The organism is Dryocola sp. LX212 (genome assembly GCA_041504365.1).
In the GTDB taxonomy this organism is placed as follows: domain Bacteria; phylum Pseudomonadota; class Gammaproteobacteria; order Enterobacterales; family Enterobacteriaceae; genus Dryocola.
The window spans coordinates 1777824-1798764 of record CP167917.1 but is presented as its reverse complement, the minus strand read 5'-3'; the positions used below and the strand labels follow the sequence as shown (position 1 = coordinate 1798764).

Here is a 20941-nt window from a genome sequence, read left to right as displayed (position 1 = left end):
AGCGCCAGCGTCATCCACCATTATTTGCCGGATGGCGCCTCGCTTATCCGGCCTACAGGAACTGAGATCCAGCATCATCCACCACTATATAGACGTAAAAAAGGGAGGCCGCAGGCCTCCCTTAGTCTCCCCAAATCACTGCTTAGCTGTTACGGATCCACTCATCCATTTCAGTTTTCAGGTTATCGGACTTAGTCCCGAAGATTGCTTGAACGCCTGAACCAGCTACTACCACACCTGCCGCACCCAGTTTCTTCAGGCCAGCCTGATCGACTTTAGATACGTCGGCCACGCTAACGCGCAGACGGGTAATACAGGCGTCGAGGTTAGTGATATTTTCTTTGCCGCCGAAGGCACTAACCAGAGCCGGAGCCATTTCACTTGTAGAAGTGGTGGACGTCTCAGCGGTGGCGTCTTCACGACCTGGGGTTTTCAGGTCCAGCGCTTTGATCAGCACGCGGAAGATCGTGTAGTACACGGCCGCGTAGCACAGACCAACGATAGGGAACAGCCACAGCTTGCTGCTGTTACCGCTCAGCACGATGAAGTCAATCAGACCGTGTGAGAAGGATGTTCCGTCACGCATACCCAGCAGGATACAGATCGGGAATGCCAGACCTGCCAGCACCGCGTGGATGATGTACAGAATTGGTGCCACGAACATGAAGGAGAATTCAATTGGCTCGGTAATACCCGTCAGGAACGCAGTCAGCGCTGCGGAGATCATGATGCCGCCAACTTTTGCACGGTTCTCAGGTTTCGCTGAGTGCCAGATTGCGATAGCCGCAGCAGGCAGACCGTACATTTTAAACAGGAAGCCACCGGACAGTTTGCCCGCAGCTGGGTCGCCTGCCATATAGCGAGGAATATCGCCGTGGAAGACCTGACCTGCTGCGTTGGTGTATTCACCAATCTGCATCTGGAATGGAACGTTCCAGATGTGGTGCAGACCGAACGGTACCAGGCAGCGCTCAATGAAGCCGTAGATACCGAACGCGACTACCGGGTTCTGGTAAGCAGCCCACTGAGAGAAGGTCTGAATCGCGTTACCTATTGGCGGCCAGATGAAGGACAGCACCACGCCCAGGAAGATCGCAGCCAGACCGGAGATGATCGGCACGAAGCGTTTCCCGGCGAAGAAGCCCAGATACTCAGGCAGCTTGATGCGGTAGAAGCGGTTAAACATATACGCGGCAATCGAACCCGCGATAATGCCGCCCAGCACGCCGGTATCGGCAAGGTGCTTGGCGTTAATTTCTTCCGCAGGCATATGCAGAACTAGTGGCGCAACCACCGCCATGGTTTTCACCATGATGCCGTAAGCGACTACGGCCGCCAGCGCAGATACGCCGTCGTTATTGGTGAAGCCTAATGCCACACCGATTGCGAAGATAAGCGGCATGTTGGCGAAAACTGAACCGCCCGCTTCCGCCATCACATGAGAAACCACGGCTGGGAGCCAGCTGAAGTTTGCAGAACCGACGCCCAGCAGGATACCTGCGATAGGCAGTACGGATACTGGCAACATCAGCGACTTACCCACCTTTTGCAGGTTAGCAAATGCATTCTTAAACATAATTGAGAGTGCTCCTGAGTATTTGTGCTTTTTTTACGCATTATGCGCATCGGACCGGGGGGAGAACCGGACCCTATTCAGGGCATCTAAGTACCCTTTATTTATTACGCAGAGTAAAATAAATCGAGAAAATTTTGTTTGACGGCTATCACGTTTTTTTGTGAGCCAGCGGGAAAACTTTCATTAATTTACACTACTCATGTCTGAATATTTCAAAAACGATGTGCTACACCCCTTTTGAGGCGGAGCACTGTACTCGCTTCGGTGATTAATTACGAGCTAAAAAATAAGTCAGCTAATCACGCTGATTGCAGGCGGGAGAGCGGGATATGAAAGAGCTCGGCAAAGTTATTCGTGGTCGCCGTCGCCAGCTCTTCAATTGAAACCCCCTTCAGTACCGCCATGTACTCAGCTACGTCACGGGTCATTGCCGGCTGATTCTCCTTGCCCCGATGCGGGACGGGGGCCAGATAAGGCGAGTCCGTTTCGACCAGCATGCGATCCAGCGGCACAAAGCGGGCGGCCTCGCGCAGCTGGTCAGCATTACGGAAGGTCAGGATCCCGGAAAAAGAGATGTAGAACCCCATATCCAGCAGCTTACCGGCAGTTTCCCGATCCTCAGTGAAACAGTGTAGTACCCCACCGCAGTCTGTCACTTTCTCTTCCTGCAGGATCGTCAGGGTATCAGCGCGGGCGTCACGGGTGTGCACGATGACAGGCTTGTTGAGCTCACGTCCAATGCGTATGTGGTTGCGGAAAGACTCCTGCTGGCGTGGCTTAGTTTCAGGCGTATAGAAATAATCGAGGCCGGTTTCACCCATTGCCACCACGCCAGGCTCGGCGGCCAGGCGACGAAGCTCTTCAACGTCGTACTCTTTGTCCTGATTTAACGGGTGTACGCCGCATGAGTAGGCAACGTTCTCCCGCTCTCCAACCAGCTCGCGCATGCTGCGGTAGCCTTCAAGCGTGGTTGCCACGGCCAGGCAGAACTTCACGTCCCGCGCGGCGGCTTTTTCAAGAACGTCATCGACGTTTTTGTGCAGGGATTCATAATCCAGGCCATCAAGATGGCAGTGTGAGTCGACAAGAAACATACGGGTACTCTTAAAGATGTGGAGAAGGAAGGATAGCACCCGGTCGCATGAGTCGCTCCCAAGTCAGCAGCTGTTCGGTAATAAGGAGTTCACGGTTAACGCCCACCACCGTCAGCAAAGATTCACGGCAGGTAAACCAACCCTGCAAAGTAGCCTGCAATACGGCGGGCTTCGCGCTATCAGCAAGGTTTGCGACAAGCGGCTGCATATCTGCGTTTGCCAGCCACTGTCCTGCGCCCTGCTGCCACTTAAGGGCATCCAGCAGCAGCGAGCTTAGCCACTGAATACGGCGAGTCGCCTCTTCATGGTTCAGCACCGGCAGCAGCGAAAGCATGTCCTTAGACGAGCAGGCCAGCGCGAGCTTTTCGCAAAGTGCCTGACGATGCTTCCAGTGTTCCGGCTCAAGCAGTTCAAGCGCCGCGGCAGGGGCACCGGCGGCCAGGCGCAAGGCCGCACGCAGCTGGGTGCTGTCCAGCGAACTTTCACGGGCAAGCCAGGCAAGGGAAAAGGACTCTTCCGGCGGCGTGAGATACCAATAAAGGCAACGGCTGCGCAGCGTGGCGGGCAGGCGGGCTGGTTCGCGGCTGCCAAGGAAAAACCAGGTGTTGGCGGGCGACTCTTCAAGCGTTTTCAGCAGGGCGTTCGCCGCCGCTTCGGTCAGCAGACCTGCATCTTTGAGCCAGACTACCTTTGCACCGCCCTGCTGGGCATGGCCGTAGAGCTTCTCGGTAATCTCGCGGATGCTGTCGATCCCCAGGCTGCTTTTACCTTTTTCCGGCTCGATGACGTAGCTGTCCGGATGGTTACCTGCCTGCATAAGCTGGCAGCTGCGGCACTGCCCGCAGCTTTTGTTACCCTGCGGCCGCTGGCACATCAGCCAGCGGCTGAGGGCATAAATCAACGCGTCGTCCCCCATTCCCGGCAGGGCGTGAAGCAACAGCGCGTGATGACCACGGCCTGACTGATACTGGCTGAGGATCTGCTCAAACGGTCCGCGCAGCCAGGGATACCATTTCATCAGGCCAGTTCCTTCGCCCAGTTAATCACCGCATTACGCACCGCAGCGGATACCTCGTCAAGCGTCTGCGTCGCATCGATGGTTTTGACACGATCGTCCGCCGCCGCCAGCTCCAGATAACGGGCGCGGGTACGGTTGAAGAAATCAATCGACTCCTGCTCGATACGGTCCAGCTCACCGCGCGCGCGCGCGCGCGTCAGGCCAACTTCCGGTGTCACATCCAGATAGAGAGTCAGATCCGGATAGAAATCGCCCAATACCGTGTTACGCAGCGCCATCAGCAACTGCTGGTCGATCAAGCGACCGCCTCCCTGGTAGGCCTGAGTGGACAGATCGTGACGATCGCCGATCACCCATGCCCCGCGCGAAAGTGCAGGTTTGATGACGGTTTCCACCAGTTGCACCCTGGCCGCGTAGAACATCAGCACCTCGGCTTTGTCTGTTACAACTTCGTCGCCGATGCCTTTGTTATTGAGCGTCAGTTCGCGCAGTCTTTCCGCCAGCGGCGTACCGCCGGGCTCACGGGTAAAGACCAGATCGGTCACGCCCAGCTCTTTTAAGGTCGCGACCACCACGTTGTGCGCGTTGGTTTTCCCTGCCCCTTCGAGCCCCTCAATAACGATAAATTTACTCACCATTCTTGTCCTTTAAGGCTTTGATATAGACCTGCACCGCCTGATTGTGGCTGGCAAGGTTAGTGTTAAAGGTGTGCCCGCCTTTACCGTCGGCAACGAAATAGAGATAAGGTGACTTCGCCGGATGCGCCGCCGCCTGTAATGAGGCCGCAGAGGGAATGGCAATCGGGCCCGGCGGCATACCGCTTATCACATAGGTGTTATAGGCGGTTGGCGTCTCCAGATCTTTGCGCGACAGCTTACCATTATAGCTCTCACCCATGCCGTAAATCACCGTCGGATCCGTTTGTAAACGCATGCCGATCCGCAGACGATTGATAAATACGGAGGCGACACGGTCGCGCTCGCTCGCGACCGCCGTCTCTTTTTCGACTATGGACGCCATGGTGACTAAATCATTCTGCGTTTTATATGGCAGCCCGTCGGCCTTACCCTCCCACGCTTCCTGCACGGCCTTTTTCATCCGCTCATGCGCACGTTTTAACAGCGCGACGTCCGTAGTATTGGCAGTGTAGAGCCAGGTATCCGGGAAGAACCAGCCTTCCGCCCAGTCGGCGTGCTCGAGCTTAAGCGTCTCCGCGACCGTGGCGTAGCTGTCGTCTTTCAGGGTGTGCTTGATATAAGGCGCTTCACGCATTTGCTTAAGCCAGTCGCTAAGGCGCATCCCTTCCACAAAGCGGATGGGGAACTGGGCTTCTTTGCCGCTGGCGAGCAGCGCAAGCATATCGCGCACCGTCATTTTCGGCGTCAGGCGATAGGTGCCAGCTTTAAAGTTCGCCAGCTCCGGTTTTACCTTCAGCAGCCACTGGAAGACCCGCGGGCGTGTTATCAGCTTCTCTTCATAAAGCTGCTTACCCAGCGCAAGGCGGCCAGTCCCTGCCTTGAGGGTGAAGATCGTTTCCTGCTTTATAGTCAGATGGCTGTTTGCCAGCTGGCGGACCTTCCATGCGCCAACACCGGCGGCAACCCCCAGAATCACCAGTAACAGCAGGAAAAAACGTAGCATCTTTTTCATCGGTAATCGTTTACTCACAAAGTGGCGCTAAATAATGATAAAGCTCGCGCGAACTGTAGCCCCAGGCCTGCGCCTGTTTTACCGGCACAACCGGCATCAGGGCGTTACAGATGACAATTTCGTCGGCGTCCGCAAGGGTTTCTACCCGCTCCCGTACTTCCTGCACCCGTTGGTCGGAATTCGCCAGCGCGGCAATAATATGCTGCCGCATAATACCGTTAACCCCCGCACGATCGACGTAAGGGGTAAACACCCTTTCCCCTTTACGCCAGAATAAATTAGCCGCACAGCATTCCGTAAGCCACCCGTCACTGTCAAGGACCAGCGCCTCGTTGGCGGGCGTCTGTTCAAGATGCGTACGGATGAGGACCTGCTCAAGGCGATTCAAATGTTTTATCCCTGCCAGGCTGGGATTGACACCAAGGCAGATCGGGCTGAGCGCAAGGGTAATCCCCTGCTGCTGCCACTCATCGTAAAAAGCTGGAAAAGGCGAAACGCCAAGAATACGTGTGGTATGTTCACATTGAGCCGCGCTGTAGCCTCGCCCCCCTGCTCCGCGAGTGATTATCACCTTCAGTACCGACTGCCCCTCATACGCGGCAAGCTGCTGCATTTCTTCTCTCAGCACCGCCCATTCCGTAAAGGAAAGCATCAGGGTCTTACAGGCAAGCTGTAAGCGACGGATATGCTGATCGATGAACCTGACCCGGCCGTTGCTCACCGCCGCGGTGGTAAAGCAGCCGTCACCAAACTGCACTGCACGATCGTTTGCCGGGATCGTCGTCTGCCACTGTCCATTGATTAAATACATAGCGGTTCCTCGGTGTCTGATGGCGTAAGGGTGCCAGTACGGGGAAAAAGCAGCAAGGGGGGAAGTCTGAAGCGCGGGCCAAAATGCATAAAGGGCCCGCAAGCGAGCCCTTTATGGGGACGGTTTAGATCTTTTTGAAGATCAGAGAACCGTTTGTGCCACCAAACCCGAAGGAGTTACACAGCGCGTACTCCATCCCGGACACCTGGCGCGCAACGTGTGGAACAAAGTCCAGGTCGCAGCCCTCATCCGGGTTATCGAGGTTGATGGTAGGCGGAACAGCCTGATCGCGCAGCGCAAGGATAGAGTAGATAGATTCTACTGCCCCTGCGGCACCTAACAGGTGACCGGTCATCGACTTGGTTGAGCTAACCATCACGCGGCTGGCATCGGCACCAAAGATAGACTTAACGGCCTGCGTTTCAGCTTTGTCCCCGGCAGGCGTTGAAGTGCCGTGCGCGTTAACATAGCCAATCTGGCCCGGAGCAATACCCGCATCACGCAGAGCATTTTCCATCGCCAGTGCTGCCCCTGCGCCGGTGTCCGGCGGAGACGTCATGTGGTAGGCATCGCTGCTCATACCAAAACCGACAATTTCCGCGTAGATTTTAGCACCGCGCTTTTTAGCATGCTCGTATTCTTCGACCATGATAACGCCAGCACCGTCACCCAGCACGAAGCCGTCACGGTCTTTATCCCACGGGCGGCTTGCCGCTTGCGGGTTATCGTTGCGGGTGGAAAGCGCACGCGCTGCACCAAAACCACCGACGCCCAGCGGCGTACTGGCTTTCTCTGCGCCACCGGCAAGCATCGCGTCTGCATCGCCATAAGCGATGATGCGGGCTGCATGGCCGATGTTATGCACACCAGAAGTACACGCCGTGGCAATGGAAATGCTCGGACCACGCAGACCGAACATAATGGTCAGGTGACCTGCCACCATATTCACGATAGTAGACGGTACGAAGAACGGGCTGATCTTACGTGGACCACCGTTAACCAGCGAGGTGTGGTTCTCTTCAATAAGACCCAGACCACCAATACCAGAGCCGATAGCGGCGCCAATACGGGTTGCATTCTCTTCCGTTACTTCAAGCCCAGAATCCAGCATGGCTTGGTGGCCAGCAACAATTCCATATTGAATGAAGGCATCCATCTTGCGCTGTTCTTTGCGCGAGATAATGTCATCACAGTTAAAATCCTTTACTAAGCCAGCAAATTTCGTTGCATAGGCGCTAGTATCGAAATGGTCGATCAGGCTGATGCCACTCTGACCGGCAAGGAGAGCACTCCAGGTAGACTCTACGGTATTGCCGACAGGAGACAACATGCCCAGTCCGGTCACAACTACACGACGCTTAGACACGTTTGTCCTCCAGGGAGGGAAAAAATTGGGACTTGTGGGACAATCAGATAAAACTCAGGCGGTCGAATGACCGCCTGGAGATGTTCACTTACGCCTGGTGACCGTTGATATAATCAATGGCAGCCTGAACGGTAGTGATTTTCTCAGCTTCTTCGTCCGGAATCTCAGTATCAAACTCTTCTTCCAGAGCCATTACCAGCTCAACGGTGTCAAGAGAATCAGCGCCCAGGTCCTCAACGAAGGAAGCGGAGTTGATGACTTCTTCCTGCTTAACACCCAGTTGTTCGCCAATGATTTTCTTAACGCGTTCTTCGATAGTGCTCATACTCTTAAATTTCCTATCAAAACTCGCTTTCGCGATGGTTTTCGTAGTGTATAAAATGTTGAAAAAGATGCAACTAAATCCCGGCAGGTCGTACCACGATTTTACGCTATTTTGCGGGCATTCGCCCAAATAACGCAAATAATTTTAATCGTGGTTAAACCATGTACATTCCGCCATTGACGTGCAGGGTCTCACCAGAGATGTACCCGGCCTCGTCAGAAGCTAAAAATGCTACTGCACTGGCGATTTCTTTTGCGTCACCTAAGCGACCCGCTGGAACCTGCGCCAGGATACCCGCACGCTGATCGTCAGAGAGCGCACGCGTCATGTCCGTTTCAATAAAGCCCGGAGCAACAACGTTTACAGTAATACCACGGGACGCCACTTCGCGCGCCAGTGATTTACTGAAACCGATCAAGCCCGCTTTCGCCGCAGCGTAGTTGGCCTGACCAGCATTTCCCATGGTACCAACCACAGAACCGATAGTGATAATACGACCATGACGCTTTTTCATCATAGCGCGCATTACCGCTTTTGACAGACGGAAAACTGATGACAAATTGGTTTCGATGATATCATCCCACTCGGCATCTTTCATGCGCATCAGCAGGTTATCACGAGTGATACCGGCATTATTGACCAGAATGTCCACTTCGCCAAATTCTGCACGAATATTTTCCAGAACCGCCTCGATAGAGGCCGGATCGGTCACGTTCAGCATAAAACCTTTGCCGTTCGCGCCTAAATAGTCACTGATGGCCTGCGCACCGCTTTCGCTTGTCGCTGTACCAATAACTTTTGCGCCGCGAGCCACCAGGGTCTCTGCGATCGCACGGCCGATACCACGGCTTGCGCCGGTTACCAGCGCAACTTTTCCTTCAAAACTCATGGTCTTCCTCGTTTTATTGCTCAAGCGCCGCTGACAGGGAAGCAGGCTCGTTAATGGCCGCTGCGGTCAGGGTGTCAACAATACGTTTAGTCAGGCCGGTCAGGACTTTACCTGGGCCGACTTCCAGCAACTGGGTCACACCCTGTGCCGCCATAAATTCCACTGATTTGGTCCACTGCACCGGGCTGTAGAGCTGGCGTACCAGCGCGCTACGAATCGCCTCCGGCGAAGTTTCGCACTTCACATCAACGTTGTTCACAACCTGAACGGCTGGTGCGTTGAAGGTAATATTTTCCAGCGCAACGGCAAGTTTGTCTGCCGCCGGCTTCATCAGCGCACAGTGTGACGGCACGCTGACAGGTAAAGGAAGAGCTCGTTTTGCACCAGCGGCTTTACAAGCGGCGCCCGCACGTTCAACGGCTTCTTTGTTACCCGCAATCACAACCTGGCCCGGAGAGTTGAAGTTGACCGGGGAAACAACCTGCCCCTGTGCCGCTTCTTCACAGGCTTTAGCGATAGAAGCATCGTCCAGACCGATAATAGCAGACATGCCGCCAGTACCTTCCGGCACCGCTTCCTGCATCAGTTTGCCACGCAGTTCAACCAGACGAACAGCGTCTGCAAAGTTAATAACGCCTGCGCACACCAGAGCAGAATATTCACCCAGGCTGTGACCTGCCATCAGCGCTGGGGTTTTACCGCCCTGCTGCTGCCAGACGCGATAAATGGCAACGGATGCCGCCAGCAGCGCTGGCTGAGTCTGCCAGGTTTTATTCAGCTCTTCGGCCGGGCCGTTTTGCACCAGCGCCCAAAGATCGTAGCCCAGCGCGTCTGAAGCTTCACGGAAGGTTTCTTCAACAATCGGATACGCGGTGGCTAACTCTGCCAGCATTCCGACTGTCTGTGAACCCTGCCCCGGGAAAACAAAAGCAAATTGCGTCATTTTCTCATTCCTTTAATCAAAAACGAACCAGTGCCGAACCCCAGGTAAAGCCGCCGCCGAACGCCTCGAGCAGCACCAGATGACCGCGTTGAATGCGACCATCACGTACCGCTTCATCCAGCGCTACCGGCACGGAGGCCGCAGAGGTATTACCGTGCCTGTCCAGCGTCACCACTACATTGTCCATGGACATTCCCAGCTTTCTCGCCGTCGCGCTGATAATGCGCAGGTTGGCCTGATGCGGCACCAGCCAGTCGAGATCGCCACGATCGAGGTTATTCGCCGTCAGGGTTTCATCAACGATGTGGGCCAGTTCGGTTACGGCAACTTTGAACACTTCGTTACCGGCCATCGTCACGTAGGACGGTTTGGACGGATCGAAACGGTCCTGGTTTGGCAGCGTCAGCAGTTCACCGTAACTGCCGTCAGCATGCAGATGCGTTGACAAGATGCCCGGCTCTTCGCTCCTGCCAAGCAGGACCGCACCGGCACCATCACCAAACAGAATAATTGTGCCACGATCGTCAGGATCGAGCGTGCGAGCCAGCACGTCAGCACCGATCACCAGCGCGTAATCTACCGCACCGTTTTTGATGTACTGATCGGCGATGCTCAGCGCATAGGTAAAGCCTGCGCATGCGGCCGCAACGTCAAATGCCGGACAGCCTTTGATTTCCAGCATGCTTTGCACCTGGCAGGCGGCGCTTGGAAACGCGTGTGTCGAAGACGTCGTCGCGACGATGATTAAGCCAATCTGTGACTTATCAACACCGGCCATTTCAAGGGCGCGGGTCGCAGCCTGGAAACCCATTGTGGCAACGGTTTCGTCAGGCGCGGCGATTCGGCGTTCACGAATACCTGTACGGGTGACAATCCACTCGTCAGAGGTATCCACCATTTTTTCCAGGTCGGCGTTAGTCCGCACTTGTTCGGGCAGGTAGCTGCCCGTACCAATAATCTTCGTATACATGTACGCTCAGTCACTCTTGGGTAATACAGATTCCAGGCGAGCGGCAATCCTTACCGGAACTTGCCGTCTCACCGCCTGCACTGCCTGTTCAATCGCGACAGCAAACGCTCGCTGATTGGCCGCACCGTGGCTCTTGATCACGGTGCCGCGCAATCCTAACAGACAGGCACCATTATACTGGTCGGGGTTGAGGTGACTGAATCGCCTGGTCAGATGCTTTTGTAACCAACGCTTCAATAAAATCAGCCACCACGACCTTTTTTTCCCTTCTCCCTGCGATTTGAGCAGGGTAAGGAACATCCTGACAACCCCTTCCATCGTCTTGAGCGTGACGTTTCCTACAAACCCATCGCACACCAGGACATCCGTTTTTCCGGTCAACAGTTCGTTGGCTTCAAGATAACCAATATAGTTGATAGAAGGCATTGTTTTTAATAATGCGGAGGCATCGCGAATGCTGTCGAGACCTTTGGTCTCTTCTTCACCGATGTTCAGCAGCGCCACGCGAGGATTCACCACGCCCAGTACTTCTTCCGCCATCACGGAGCCCATAATGGCAAACTGCACCAGCATATTGCTGTCGCAATCGACGTTGGCTCCGAGATCTAATACTACCGTTTTGCCCTTTTGCTGGTGCGGCAATACCGTCATCAGTGCCGGGCGCTCAATCCCCTCAATGGGCTTGAGCAATAATTTCGCCAGCCCCATCAGCGCGCCGGTATTCCCGGCACTGACGCAGGCTTCCGCCCGCCCCTCTTTGACCAACTCAAGCGCCACCCGCATAGAAGAACCGCGACTGTTGCGGATCGCTTGCGACGGCCTGGCATCACTGGCAATAACCGATTCCGCAGGAATAATCTGCAGACGCGAACGTTTATCAAAATCAGCTTTGGCAAGTAATGGCGTGATGGTGTCGGGACAACCGACCAGGAGAAGGCTTAGCTGGGAGTTAGAGTCCAGTGCCTGCAATGCTGCAGGCACTGTCACGGAAGGACCGAAGTCCCCACCCATGGCATCTAACGCAAGGGTTAGACGTGTCAAGGTATCGTCAGGATTACTTAACGATAACCTTGCGGCCGCGGTAGAAACCGTCGGCAGTCATGTGGTGACGCAGATGAGTTTCGCCAGAAACTTTGTCTACGGACAGGGTGCTGGTGGTCAGCGCGTCATGGGAACGACGCATGCCACGTTTGGAACGGGTTGGTTTATTCTGTTGTACGGCCATGGACCTTACTCCTCAATTACTTACGCTTTAAACTGGCTAATACGGCAAATGGGTTTGGTTTCTCCGCCTCTGCAGGCAGTTTGCCAAAGACCATGTCCGCCTCGGACACTTCACAGTGTTCAGAATCATGCACCGGAACTACCGGCAGGGAGAGGATGATTTCATCTTCTACCACCGCCAGAAGATCGATTTCGCCAAATTCGTTAACCTGAACTGGCTCATACGCTTCCGGGAGTGCTTCAGCCTGCTCGTCTTTGACGATCGGGCTAAAACAATACTGCGTGTAGACCTGATGCGCAAACGGCTTCCCGCAACGCTGACATGAGAGTGTTAACGAGACCTTCGCATCACCGGTTAAAACCGCGAGGCGTTGTTCATCGATAGCAAACCGCATATCGCATTCCACATCACTGTCTACACTGACCACAAATTCGGCGACGCGCTCTACCTGTTCAGGTGTATACACACCATGGTAATCAAGGCGTTTTTGAGCCGTACGAACCGGATCGAGAGTCAGGGGTAATTTTACCTTTTGCATAGGGCGCGCATATTAACTTTGTAACGTCATAGAGTCAAAGAAAAAGGCCTCGAAACAGCGCCTTTCGCCATTTATTCGCACACATTGCGGCGGCACAGTTTAAAATGCCTTTATCCAATTCGCTATCTTTAATGAAAAAAATATGAAACCTCTTGTGCTGGCCTCAACCTCTCCGTTCCGCCGTGCGCTGCTTGAAAAGCTTGATATGCCATTTATAACGGCCTCACCGCTTACTGATGAAACACCCCGGCCCGGCGAGAGCTCGCGTGAACTGGTCACGAGGCTGGCTCAGGCGAAAGCCCAGGCGCTGAAAGCGGACTACCCTTCTCATCTTATTATCGGATCGGATCAGGTTTGCGTCCTGGATAATAAAATTACCGGCAAGCCGCGCACCGAAGAGAACGCTGTCGCCCAGCTGATGCAGGCGCGTGGCAGCATTGTGACCTTCTATACCGGACTGGCGCTGTATAATTCGGACAACGGCCATCTGCAGACCGCCTGTGAACCTTTCGATGTTCACTTTCGCCATCTGAGTGAGGATGAGATTCGCGCCTACGTACGCAAAGAGCAGCCGCTGCAGTGCGCGGGGAGCTTTATGTGTGAGGGATTAGGCATAGCGCTGTTCGAAAGGCTTGAGGGACGCGATCCCAATACGCTGATTGGCCTGCCGCTTATCAGCCTGTGTGAAATGTTGCGAAATGAGGGGTGCAATCCGCTGGGGTATTAGCGCTTATCCGACCTACGCTATGAGGTTTATGTAGGATGGATAAGCAACAGCGCCATCCACCGGTAAGTTGACATAAAAAAGCTCCCGGGCGGGAGCTTCTGATCAGGCCGTTTTGCGCAGGACGGTAAGGCAGCGCTTCAGCTCATCGTCCATCGGCGCTTCGACGCGCATCACTTCACCGGTATTCGGGTGGGTGAACTTCAACGCGGCAGCGTGCAGGAAGAGGCGGCTAAGCCCGGTACCGTTCAACTGTTTGTCGAACTCGCGGTCTCCGTAGCGGTCATCAAAGGCGATGGGATGTCCGGCATGCAGAGTATGCACACGAATCTGGTGCGTACGGCCTGTCACCGGGCTGCAGCGTACCAGGGTTGCAAACTCATAGCGCTCTTCCACTTTAAAGCGGGTTTCGGAAGGCTTGCCCTCGCTGTTCACACGCACAATACGCTCACCGCTTTGCAGGATATTTTTCAGCAGCGGTGCCTGAACAACCTTGATGTGCGACTGCCACTGGCCGCGAACCAGCGCCAGATAATCTTTCTGCATGCCCTTCTCACGCAGCTGCTCATGCAGCGAACGCAGCGCGGAACGCTTCTTGGCCACCAGCAGGATCCCTGATGTATCGCGGTCGAGGCGATGTACCAGCTCCAGGAAACGGGCTTCCGGACGCAGAGCGCGTAATCCTTCGATCACCCCAAAGCTCAGGCCGCTGCCGCCGTGAACGGCGGTGCCCGAAGGTTTGTTTAGCACCAGTATGTGGTCATCTTCATAGAGAATGGCATCGGTAAGCGCCGCCACTTTCTGAAGATGAGGAGAGACCTGCACTTCTTCACGCTCGGCCACTCTCACCGGTGGGATGCGAAGCTGATCGCCATCCTCTAATTTGTACTCGGGCTTGACGCGTTTTTTATTCACGCGCACTTCACCCTTACGCAAAATGCGATAAATCATGCTTTTTGGCACGCCCTTGAGGCGGGCAAGCAAAAAGTTGTCGACACGCTGCCCGGCCTCATCGGCGGAAATAGCAACGATTTGTACTGAAGGAGATGGAGTCTGCGTTTTCATGGTCGGCGATTCTAATTAGCGCACGCGCATAGCGCCACTCATTTTTATGTGCTTAACTGACTTCAGCCTCATTTATCACAACTTAACCTGCTTTTATTCATTTTCTGTACAAATTGAAAAACTGCGGGTTAAAAAACTGTAAGAAACGAGGCATCAAAGGCAAAAGTCACCTTGCTATAACAAGCTTAGCAATGGAATAATGTTGCGGTTTTCCGTGTTAAGACTTGTCAGAACAGGAACTTTGCGGAATGACCAGTTTTGCCTGAATGTTCATCCACGCAGCAATGGCGTAAGACGTTTTGTACTTTCAGGCAGTTAGCGGGCTGCGGGTTGCAGCCTGACCGGTAAAATGGAATCAACTTTTAAGAAATATTCTAAGGTTATTCCCACGATAATTGCGCTGTATTTCCGTATGAAATACAGGCTACCGACACTTTGCGCCTCTCAGCAAGCGACAACCGTGAGGTTGGCGACTGTGCGATCAGTCACGAGGCCATCGGTTCATTCCCGGTCAGCGTCACCATGCCCGTAGCTTATCTACCAATGTAAGAATAATGAGTAAGTTACGATGAAGAGAATGTTAATAAACGCAACTCAGCAAGAAGAGTTGCGCGTCGCCCTTGTAGATGGGCAACGCCTGTACGACCTGGATATTGAAAGCCCGGGACACGAACAGAAAAAAGCCAACATCTATAAAGGAAAAATCACGCGTATTGAACCAAGTCTGGAAGCGGCATTTGTTGATTACGGCGCTGAACGTCATGGTTTCCTGCCTCTGAAAGAGATCGCCCGCGAGTACTTCCCGTCAAACTATTCATCTCATGGCCGCCCGAACATCAAAGATGTTCTGCGCGAAGGTCAGGAAGTGATCGTTCAGATTGATAAAGAAGAGCGTGGTAATAAAGGCGCGGCGCTGACGACTTTTATCAGCCTGGCCGGTAGCTATCTGGTTCTGATGCCAAACAACCCGCGTGCCGGTGGTATCTCCCGCCGCATCGAAGGTGATGACCGTACCGAACTGAAAGAAGCCCTCTCCTCGCTGGAGCTGCCGGACGGCATGGGTCTGATTGTGCGCACGGCCGGCGTGGGTAAATCCGCCGAAGCGCTGCAATGGGATCTGAGCTTCCGCCTCAAGCACTGGGAAGCTATCCAGAAAGCGGCGGAAAATCGCCCTGCTCCGTTCCTGATCCACCAGGAAAGCAACGTTATCGTCCGTGCTTTCCGTGACTATCTGCGCCAGGACATCGGTGAAATCCTCATCGATAACCCGAAAGTGCTCGAGCTGGCTCGCCAGCATATCGGCGCGCTAGGCCGTCCGGACTTCAGCAGCAAAATTAAGCTCTACACCGGTGAAATCCCGCTGTTCAGCCATTACCAGATCGAGTCGCAGATTGAATCCGCCTTCCAGCGTGAAGTCCGTCTGCCTTCCGGTGGCTCGATTGTTATCGACTCCACCGAAGCCCTGACCGCCATCGACATCAACTCCGCTCGCGCAACCCGCGGTGGCGATATCGAAGAGACAGCGTTCAATACCAACCTTGAAGCCTCCGATGAAATCGCCCGCCAGCTCCGCCTGCGCGACCTGGGCGGTCTGATTGTTATCGACTTCATCGATATGACTCCGGTTCGCCACCAGCGCGCGGTTGAAAATCGCCTGCGTGAAGCGGTGCGCCAGGACCGTGCGCGTATCCAGATAAGCCATATCTCCCGTTTTGGCCTGCTGGAAATGTCCCGTCAGCGTCTCTCCCCTTCCCTGGGCGAGTCAAGCCACCACGTTTGCCCACGCTGTAGCGGTACCGGCACCGTTCGTGATAACGAATCCATGGCCCTCTCCATTCTGCGTCTGATTGAAGAAGAAGCGCTGAAAGAGAATACCCAGGAAGTGCATGCCATTGTTCCGGTGCCAATTGCTTCCTACCTGCTGAACGAAAAACGTGATGCGGTAAGCGCTATTGAAACCCGTCAGGGTGGCGTCAAAGCCGTCATCGTACCGAACGATCAGATGCAAACACCGCATTACTCCGTGCTGCGCGTGCGCAAAGGCGAAGAGACCAAGACCCTCAGCTACATGCTGCCGAAGCTGCATGAAGAAGAGATGGCCATGCCTTCTGACGAAGAGTACGCCGAGCGTAAACGTCCTGAGCAGCCAGCATTAGCCACCTTCGTGATGCCGGATGTGCCACCAGCGCCGCAGGAAACTGCACCTGCTGCCGCGCCGGTCGCCGCTGCGAAACCAGTTGCGTCTGCCCAGCCTCAGACGCCTGCTCAGCCAGGCCTGATTAGCCGCTTCTTCAGCGCGCTGAAAAACATGTTTGCAGCGGAACCTGAAGCTAAAGAAGTTAAGGTCGAGAAACCGGCAGAAACCGAAACCCAGCGTCAGGGCCAGGATCGCCGTAACAACCGCCGTCAGAACAACCGCCGTGACCGTGGCGATCGCAATAATCGCGGTGAACGTGGTGACCGTGAGAACCGTGGTGAAAACCGCGACAATCGCGAAACCCGTGAACCACGTGAGCCGCGTGAAGCACGTGAGCCGCGCGAGAATCGTGACGAAAACCGTCGTAATCGTCGTCAGGGCCAGCAGCCAAATGCTGAAGTGCGTGAAGTTCGTCAGAACGTCGCCACCGAAGAAGCTGAAAAGCCTAAGTCACGTGACGAGCAGCAGCCGCGTCGCGACCGCAACCGTCGTCGTAGCGATGACAAGCGTCAGGCGCAGCAGGAAGTTAAATCCCTGCAGCGTGATGAAGTCGTTGAGGTTGAGTCCGAGCAGGAAGAGCGCGTTCAGACCATGCCGCGCCGCAAGCCGCGCCAGCTGAGTCAGAAAGTGCGTTTCGAATCTGCTGAAGATATCGCCAACGCTCAGGCAAATGCCGCCGCGCTTGAACTGGCCGCTCAGGAAGAGTCCTCAGCACCGACAGCCGTTGCACCGCATACAGAAGTCGCCACCCTTCCATTGCCAGCGGTTGTTGAAACCCAGGCAGCAGAGCAGGATGACAATGTAGATTCGCGCAACGATGCCAACGGTATGCCACGTCGTTCACGTCGTTCCCCGCGCCACCTGCGCGTGAGCGGCCAGCGTCGTCGCCGTTACCGTGACGAGCGTTACCCAACCCAGTCACCAATGCCGCTGACCGTTGCCTGTGCTTCACCAGAGCTGGCCTCCGGTAAAGCCTGGATCCAGTATCCGATTGCCCGCCCGGAAATTGCGTCGCATGAAGAGTTCCAGAGCAACACAGTGGAAAACAACGCGGCTGAGAATGCTGTTGAGCAGGTAGCTCCGATTGCTGCGGCAGTTGAGCAGCAGGTTGCGGCTCCGGCTGAAGTTGTCATGACTGAGCCAGTCGTTCAGGAAGCGCCGGTGGAGACACCTGTTGTCGAAACCACGCATCCGGAAGTGATTGCCGCTCCGGTTACCGAACAGCCTCAGATTGTTGAGCAGCAGGATGAAGCCGTGGCCGAGCAGGTGTTTGCAGAAGCGGCTCCGGCAGCGGAAGAGATCGGCGAGCAGCCGGTTCAGTCTGTGGAAATCGCCGAAGAGGCGCCTGTCGTGGTTGAAGAAGCTGCGCCAGAAGCACCGGTGGCTACCGTTGAAGAAAGCCAGCCAGCCGTTGCTGCACCTGCCCCGGTTGCTGAACCAGCACCTGCGGCTGAACCCGCTCCGGTTGTTGAGCCCGCTCCAGCGGCGAAACCAGCACCTGTTGCTGCTGAAGTCCCTGCTGCGGTACACGCCGTTAAGCATGCTACTGCGCCAATGACCCGCGCTCCGGCACCGGACTACACCCCAGAGCCAGCACGCCACAGCGACTGGGTACGCCCGGACTATGAGTTCAGCGGTCGTGGTTCTGCAGGTGGCCACAGCGCCACTCACCAGGCTACCGCGCCAGCTACTCGTCCGCAAAGCGTCGATTAAGCTAAAGCGCTAAGCTAAAAAGCCGGTCAGGAAACTGACCGGCTTTTTTTATCGCTGTTATTCCTGAGCGCAGGACAAAAAAATGCCCGCTCCGGGGTGCGGAAGCGGGCAGAGAAAGCGAGCCGGTTTCCAGGCTCGCCCAAACAACAAAAGATTACTTATTCAGCTGGAACAGCGACATCCCCTGCATATCGCTGAAGGCCTTATAGGACGCCTGAAGCGCGGCCTGCTGCATCACGTACGAGGAGATTGTTGAGTTCCAGTCAACGTCAACCAGATTGCTCATCTGGGTGGTTTGCCCCAGCGCCCTGTCAGACCCCAGCGAATCAAGCTTGTCCAGCTCGTTAAGTTGCGTGCCAAGTTCGGCACGTACGGTCAGCACGTTATTGAGGGAGTTTTTCAGGCCGCGGTTGGTTTTATCAATCACTTCTGCCTGTACGGCCTTTCCCTCGTCGTCCAGATCTGCCACCGGCGTTTTCAGCGAGGCAATCGCCGAGTCCAGCATTTCAAACAGATTAGTTTCTGAATCATCGCCGTTTGGCTCCTTCACCGCGTTGCTGGTGACGGAGTTGAACACTTCTGTGCCGGTATGGCCGATGGTCATGGTACGGGCGGCGTCTACGGTTTGTGTGATCCCTGTGCTGCCCCCTTCATAGCCGACCTTCCCCGTCGTCGCATCTTCCACGAACGGGGCGCTCTCGGTTTTATATCCGGCAAAGATGAACCGGCCGTTGCCGTCGGTGCTGTTTGCCAGGTTCAGGATCTGGTTGCGGATCCCTTCAAGGTCGGTGGCCAGCGACGCGCGGTCATCATCGCTTAAGGTTCCGTTACCGGCGTTAACAATTCTCTCCTGCGCGCTCTGGATAGCCGTCGTCACCTGCCCCAGCACGTTCTCTTCAAGAGAGACTTTCTGGGTGGCAAAGGTACGCGCCAGCGCATACTGGCTGTTCTGTGACTGGGCCTGAGAGAGCACCACCGCCTGCGAGGCGGCAATCGGGTCGTCGGAAGGACGGTTTACGCGCTTGCCGGTCGACATCTGCTCGCCGTAGCGTAGCCATTCGCTCTGGGCATTGGTTACGCCGCGCATATTCTGGTCGTACATCATTTGGGTGCTGATACGCATACGTTGCTCCTGTTAACGAATGGCCAGTAGGGCATCAAACATCGACGATGCGGTCTGTAAAACCTGAGCATTCGCCAGGTAATACTGCTGGAAGCGCTGCAGGTTACCGTACTCTTCATCAAGGTTGACGCCGGAGATGGACTGCTGCTGGTTGCTCAGCTGCGTGACCACGTTGCTCTGGGTGGTACTGGTGACTTTAAGGCTGGCGGTTTTGTTCCCAACGTCGCTGACCAGGCTTGCATAAGCGTCGTTAAACGATTTATTTCCACCGACCTCTTTCGCACTCTGCAAATCAAGCAGCGCCTGCGCGTTGCGGTTATCGCTCTCGCCTGCGGTCGGATCGCTTGCCAGCGCCAGCTCGCTTTCGTCGCTGATAGCCACGTCCATATTAACGATGACGTTGCTGACCGGCTTGACGGTGAAGCTGTCATTTTTAGCAGGCGCGCCGCTGATATCGATTTTCAGCCCGTCAAAATTCAGGCTTTTATTGCCGCTGCCGTCATCGGCAACGCCCGGGTTTATTTTGGCGTTGTCAGACAGGCGGGTCACCTGCCAGTTGGTGCCGTCGAACGTCACTTTGTAATCGCTGGCCTGCACTTTAGTGCTGTCGGCAACGTTTGCGGAGAGGGACGTTCCCGGCGTGTTCCTGCTGTTGCTGATAACCGTCGGGCCACCGAGATCGAAAAGCGCCTCGCCCTTGTGGCCGTTGGCGTCGTAGCCCTGGGTATGCTGATCGTTAAGCGCGGTCCCGAAGGCAAGCGCCAGCTGGCCCAGACGGTTGCGTGCGCTGTCCAGATCCTGAGAGCGGAAGGCAAGCAGGCCGCCGAGAGAGCCGTTAGTAAGCTGCTTCTCCGGGATTTCCGTGGTGCCGGATACTTTATCTACATAGGCCACGGTCGTGCGGGTCGGATCCGCGCTGGACGGCACGGCCGCCAGCTGGTTTGCCGTTGAACCCTGCACCAGGTTGATGCCGTTGGCGATTGAAACGTTGTAGGTGCCGCCGTCCTGCACGCTGACTTCAACGCCGACAATCTGGTTAAGCTGGCTGACCAGCTGGTCACGCTGATCCAGCAGATCGTTAGGGGATGCGCCTGCGCCCACGCCCTTCAGGCGGGAGATCTGATCGTTAAGGTTGGCAATCTGGCTGGCGTAGCTGTTGATCTGCTCCACGCTGCTGGTGATGGCAAGGTTGACCTGCTTGTCCTGGTCACGCAGATACTGGTCGGTTACCTTAAACTGGTTAACCAGACCGTCCGCTTTTCCCAGCATCGCCTGGCGGGCCGCCGAATCAGAGGCGTTGCTGACCAGCGTTTGCAGGCTGGTAAAAAAGTCCTGCATGGTGGTGGCGAGCGTGTTGGTGGAGCCGGACAGCATGTCGTCGATTTTCGACATCTGCTGATACTGCGTCGTTAGCCCGCTGCTTTGGTTCTGCGCGCCGCGCAGCTGGTTGGTGATAAATGAGTCATATTCACGCTGCACGCCGCTTACGTAGACGCCGTTACCCACAAAGCCACCGGCGCCCAGCGTACTGTTAGCCTGGGCGAGCAGCGTCGTCTGGCGGGTGTAGCCCGCGACGTTATAGTTGGAAATGTTATTACTGACGGTGTTCAGTGCCGACTGGGCAGCACTCAGGCCACTCATGGCACTGTTAATCAGGCTACTGGACATGGATTTTCCTTAAGCACGTATAGTCACGGGTCCCGTCGAATAGTAT

At 55.4% G+C, this 20941-nt stretch carries 19 protein-coding genes; 2 read left to right on the top strand and 17 right to left on the bottom strand.

Translation table 11 applies throughout. The annotated features are described in order from the left end of the window. Nucleotides 1-142: 142 nt before the first annotated feature. The 14 genes from ptsG to yceD form a co-directional block, all read right to left on the bottom strand. Nucleotides 143-1576 (bottom strand): PTS glucose transporter subunit IIBC, encoded by a 1434-nt coding sequence (gene ptsG, locus ACA108_08640; protein XEX97550.1) that lies wholly within the window; start codon nt 1574-1576, stop codon nt 143-145. 299 nt (nt 1577-1875) lie between these two features. Next, nucleotides 1876-2670, bottom strand: a complete 795-nt coding sequence (locus tag ACA108_08635; GenBank protein XEX97549.1) for a metal-dependent hydrolase — start codon at nt 2668-2670, stop codon at nt 1876-1878. Nucleotides 2671-2680: 10 nt separating this feature from the next. Beyond that, nucleotides 2681-3688, bottom strand: a complete 1008-nt coding sequence (gene holB / locus ACA108_08630) for a DNA polymerase III subunit delta' (protein ID XEX97548.1) — start codon at nt 3686-3688, stop codon at nt 2681-2683. Beyond that, nucleotides 3688-4326: a dTMP kinase gene (gene tmk, locus ACA108_08625; protein ID XEX97547.1), complete on the bottom strand. Its 639-nt coding sequence runs from the start codon at nt 4324-4326 to the stop codon at nt 3688-3690. The genes holB and tmk overlap by 1 nt, the downstream gene beginning before the upstream one ends. Continuing rightward, a complete protein-coding gene (gene yceG / locus ACA108_08620) occupies nt 4316-5338 on the bottom strand; it encodes a cell division protein YceG (GenBank protein ID XEX97546.1) in 1023 nt (340 codons plus the stop codon). Before yceG ends, tmk begins: the two co-directional genes overlap by 11 nt. 10 nt (nt 5339-5348) lie before the next feature. Next, entirely contained in the window at nt 5349-6149 is an 801-nt protein-coding gene (gene pabC / locus ACA108_08615; protein XEX97545.1) for an aminodeoxychorismate lyase, read from the bottom strand. Nucleotides 6150-6273: 124 nt separating this feature from the next. Beyond that, entirely contained in the window at nt 6274-7515 is a 1242-nt protein-coding gene (gene fabF, locus ACA108_08610) for a beta-ketoacyl-ACP synthase II (GenBank protein XEX97544.1), read from the bottom strand. An 88-nt stretch (nt 7516-7603) separates the two neighbouring features. Beyond that, complete coding sequence (gene acpP, locus ACA108_08605; protein ID XEX97543.1) at nt 7604-7840, bottom strand: acyl carrier protein; 237 nt, start codon at nt 7838-7840, stop codon at nt 7604-7606. Nucleotides 7841-7994: 154 nt separating this feature from the next. Further along, nucleotides 7995-8729, bottom strand: coding sequence for a 3-oxoacyl-ACP reductase FabG (fabG, locus tag ACA108_08600; protein ID XEX97542.1), 735 nt, complete (start codon nt 8727-8729; stop codon nt 7995-7997). 13 nt (nt 8730-8742) lie between these two features. Continuing rightward, the gene (gene fabD, locus ACA108_08595) at nt 8743-9672 is read right to left on the bottom strand and encodes an ACP S-malonyltransferase (protein ID XEX97541.1); all 930 of its coding nucleotides are present in this window, start codon (nt 9670-9672) and stop codon (nt 8743-8745) included. Nucleotides 9673-9688: 16 nt separating this feature from the next. Continuing rightward, a complete protein-coding gene (locus ACA108_08590; protein ID XEX97540.1) occupies nt 9689-10642 on the bottom strand; it encodes a beta-ketoacyl-ACP synthase III in 954 nt (317 codons plus the stop codon). Between the two features lie 6 nt (nt 10643-10648). Continuing rightward, nucleotides 10649-11683, bottom strand: a complete 1035-nt coding sequence (gene plsX / locus ACA108_08585; protein XEX97539.1) for a phosphate acyltransferase PlsX — start codon at nt 11681-11683, stop codon at nt 10649-10651. A gap of 13 nt (nt 11684-11696) precedes the next feature. Beyond that, nucleotides 11697-11867: a 50S ribosomal protein L32 gene (gene rpmF, locus ACA108_08580; protein XEX97538.1), complete on the bottom strand. Its 171-nt coding sequence runs from the start codon at nt 11865-11867 to the stop codon at nt 11697-11699. Nucleotides 11868-11883: 16 nt separating this feature from the next. Next, the gene (gene yceD / locus ACA108_08575) at nt 11884-12405 is read right to left on the bottom strand and encodes a 23S rRNA accumulation protein YceD (GenBank protein XEX97537.1); all 522 of its coding nucleotides are present in this window, start codon (nt 12403-12405) and stop codon (nt 11884-11886) included. Nucleotides 12406-12547: 142 nt separating this feature from the next. Between yceD and ACA108_08570 the strand changes: the two genes are divergently transcribed. Further along, nucleotides 12548-13132 (top strand): nucleoside triphosphate pyrophosphatase, encoded by a 585-nt coding sequence (locus ACA108_08570; GenBank protein XEX97536.1) that lies wholly within the window; start codon nt 12548-12550, stop codon nt 13130-13132. 102 nt (nt 13133-13234) lie between these two features. On the opposite strand, the gene rluC is transcribed toward ACA108_08570, so the two are convergent. Continuing rightward, the gene (rluC, locus tag ACA108_08565) at nt 13235-14194 is read right to left on the bottom strand and encodes a 23S rRNA pseudouridine(955/2504/2580) synthase RluC (GenBank protein ID XEX97535.1); all 960 of its coding nucleotides are present in this window, start codon (nt 14192-14194) and stop codon (nt 13235-13237) included. A gap of 568 nt (nt 14195-14762) precedes the next feature. Between rluC and rne the strand changes: the two genes are divergently transcribed. After that, a complete protein-coding gene (rne, locus tag ACA108_08560) occupies nt 14763-18104 on the top strand; it encodes a ribonuclease E (protein XEX97534.1) in 3342 nt (1113 codons plus the stop codon). A gap of 154 nt (nt 18105-18258) precedes the next feature. Here the strand turns inward: rne and flgL are convergent, their stop codons facing one another. Both flgL and flgK read right to left on the bottom strand, forming a co-directional pair. Then, on the bottom strand, nt 18259-19227 hold the full coding sequence (flgL, locus tag ACA108_08555) for a flagellar hook-associated protein FlgL (GenBank protein XEX97533.1): 969 nt from the start codon (nt 19225-19227) through the stop codon (nt 18259-18261). A gap of 12 nt (nt 19228-19239) precedes the next feature. Continuing rightward, nucleotides 19240-20895: a flagellar hook-associated protein FlgK gene (gene flgK / locus ACA108_08550; GenBank protein ID XEX97532.1), complete on the bottom strand. Its 1656-nt coding sequence runs from the start codon at nt 20893-20895 to the stop codon at nt 19240-19242. Nucleotides 20896-20941: the final 46 nt, after the last annotated feature.

Bases quoted from the DNA above. Each gene is read 5' to 3' on its own strand.
- ptsG (XEX97550.1), bottom strand. From the start codon at position 1,576: ATGTTTAAGAATGCATTTGCTAACCTGCAAAAGGTGGGTAAGTCGCTG.
- ACA108_08635 (XEX97549.1), bottom strand. From the start codon at position 2,670: ATGTTTCTTGTCGACTCACACTGCCATCTTGATGGCCTGGATTATGAA.
- holB (XEX97548.1), bottom strand. From the start codon at position 3,688: ATGAAATGGTATCCCTGGCTGCGCGGACCGTTTGAGCAGATCCTCAGC.
- tmk (XEX97547.1), bottom strand. From the start codon at position 4,326: ATGGTGAGTAAATTTATCGTTATTGAGGGGCTCGAAGGGGCAGGGAAA.
- yceG (XEX97546.1), bottom strand. From the start codon at position 5,338: ATGAAAAAGATGCTACGTTTTTTCCTGCTGTTACTGGTGATTCTGGGG.
- pabC (XEX97545.1), bottom strand. From the start codon at position 6,149: ATGTATTTAATCAATGGACAGTGGCAGACGACGATCCCGGCAAACGAT.
- acpP (XEX97543.1), bottom strand. From the start codon at position 7,840: ATGAGCACTATCGAAGAACGCGTTAAGAAAATCATTGGCGAACAACTG.
- fabG (XEX97542.1), bottom strand. From the start codon at position 8,729: ATGAGTTTTGAAGGAAAAGTTGCGCTGGTAACCGGCGCAAGCCGTGGT.
- fabD (XEX97541.1), bottom strand. From the start codon at position 9,672: ATGACGCAATTTGCTTTTGTTTTCCCGGGGCAGGGTTCACAGACAGTC.
- ACA108_08590 (XEX97540.1), bottom strand. From the start codon at position 10,642: ATGTATACGAAGATTATTGGTACGGGCAGCTACCTGCCCGAACAAGTG.
- rpmF (XEX97538.1), bottom strand. From the start codon at position 11,867: ATGGCCGTACAACAGAATAAACCAACCCGTTCCAAACGTGGCATGCGT.
- yceD (XEX97537.1), bottom strand. From the start codon at position 12,405: ATGCAAAAGGTAAAATTACCCCTGACTCTCGATCCGGTTCGTACGGCT.
- ACA108_08570 (XEX97536.1), top strand. From the start codon at position 12,548: ATGAAACCTCTTGTGCTGGCCTCAACCTCTCCGTTCCGCCGTGCGCTG.
- rluC (XEX97535.1), bottom strand. From the start codon at position 14,194: ATGAAAACGCAGACTCCATCTCCTTCAGTACAAATCGTTGCTATTTCC.
- rne (XEX97534.1), top strand. From the start codon at position 14,763: ATGAAGAGAATGTTAATAAACGCAACTCAGCAAGAAGAGTTGCGCGTC.
- flgL (XEX97533.1), bottom strand. From the start codon at position 19,227: ATGCGTATCAGCACCCAAATGATGTACGACCAGAATATGCGCGGCGTA.
- flgK (XEX97532.1), bottom strand. From the start codon at position 20,895: ATGTCCAGTAGCCTGATTAACAGTGCCATGAGTGGCCTGAGTGCTGCC.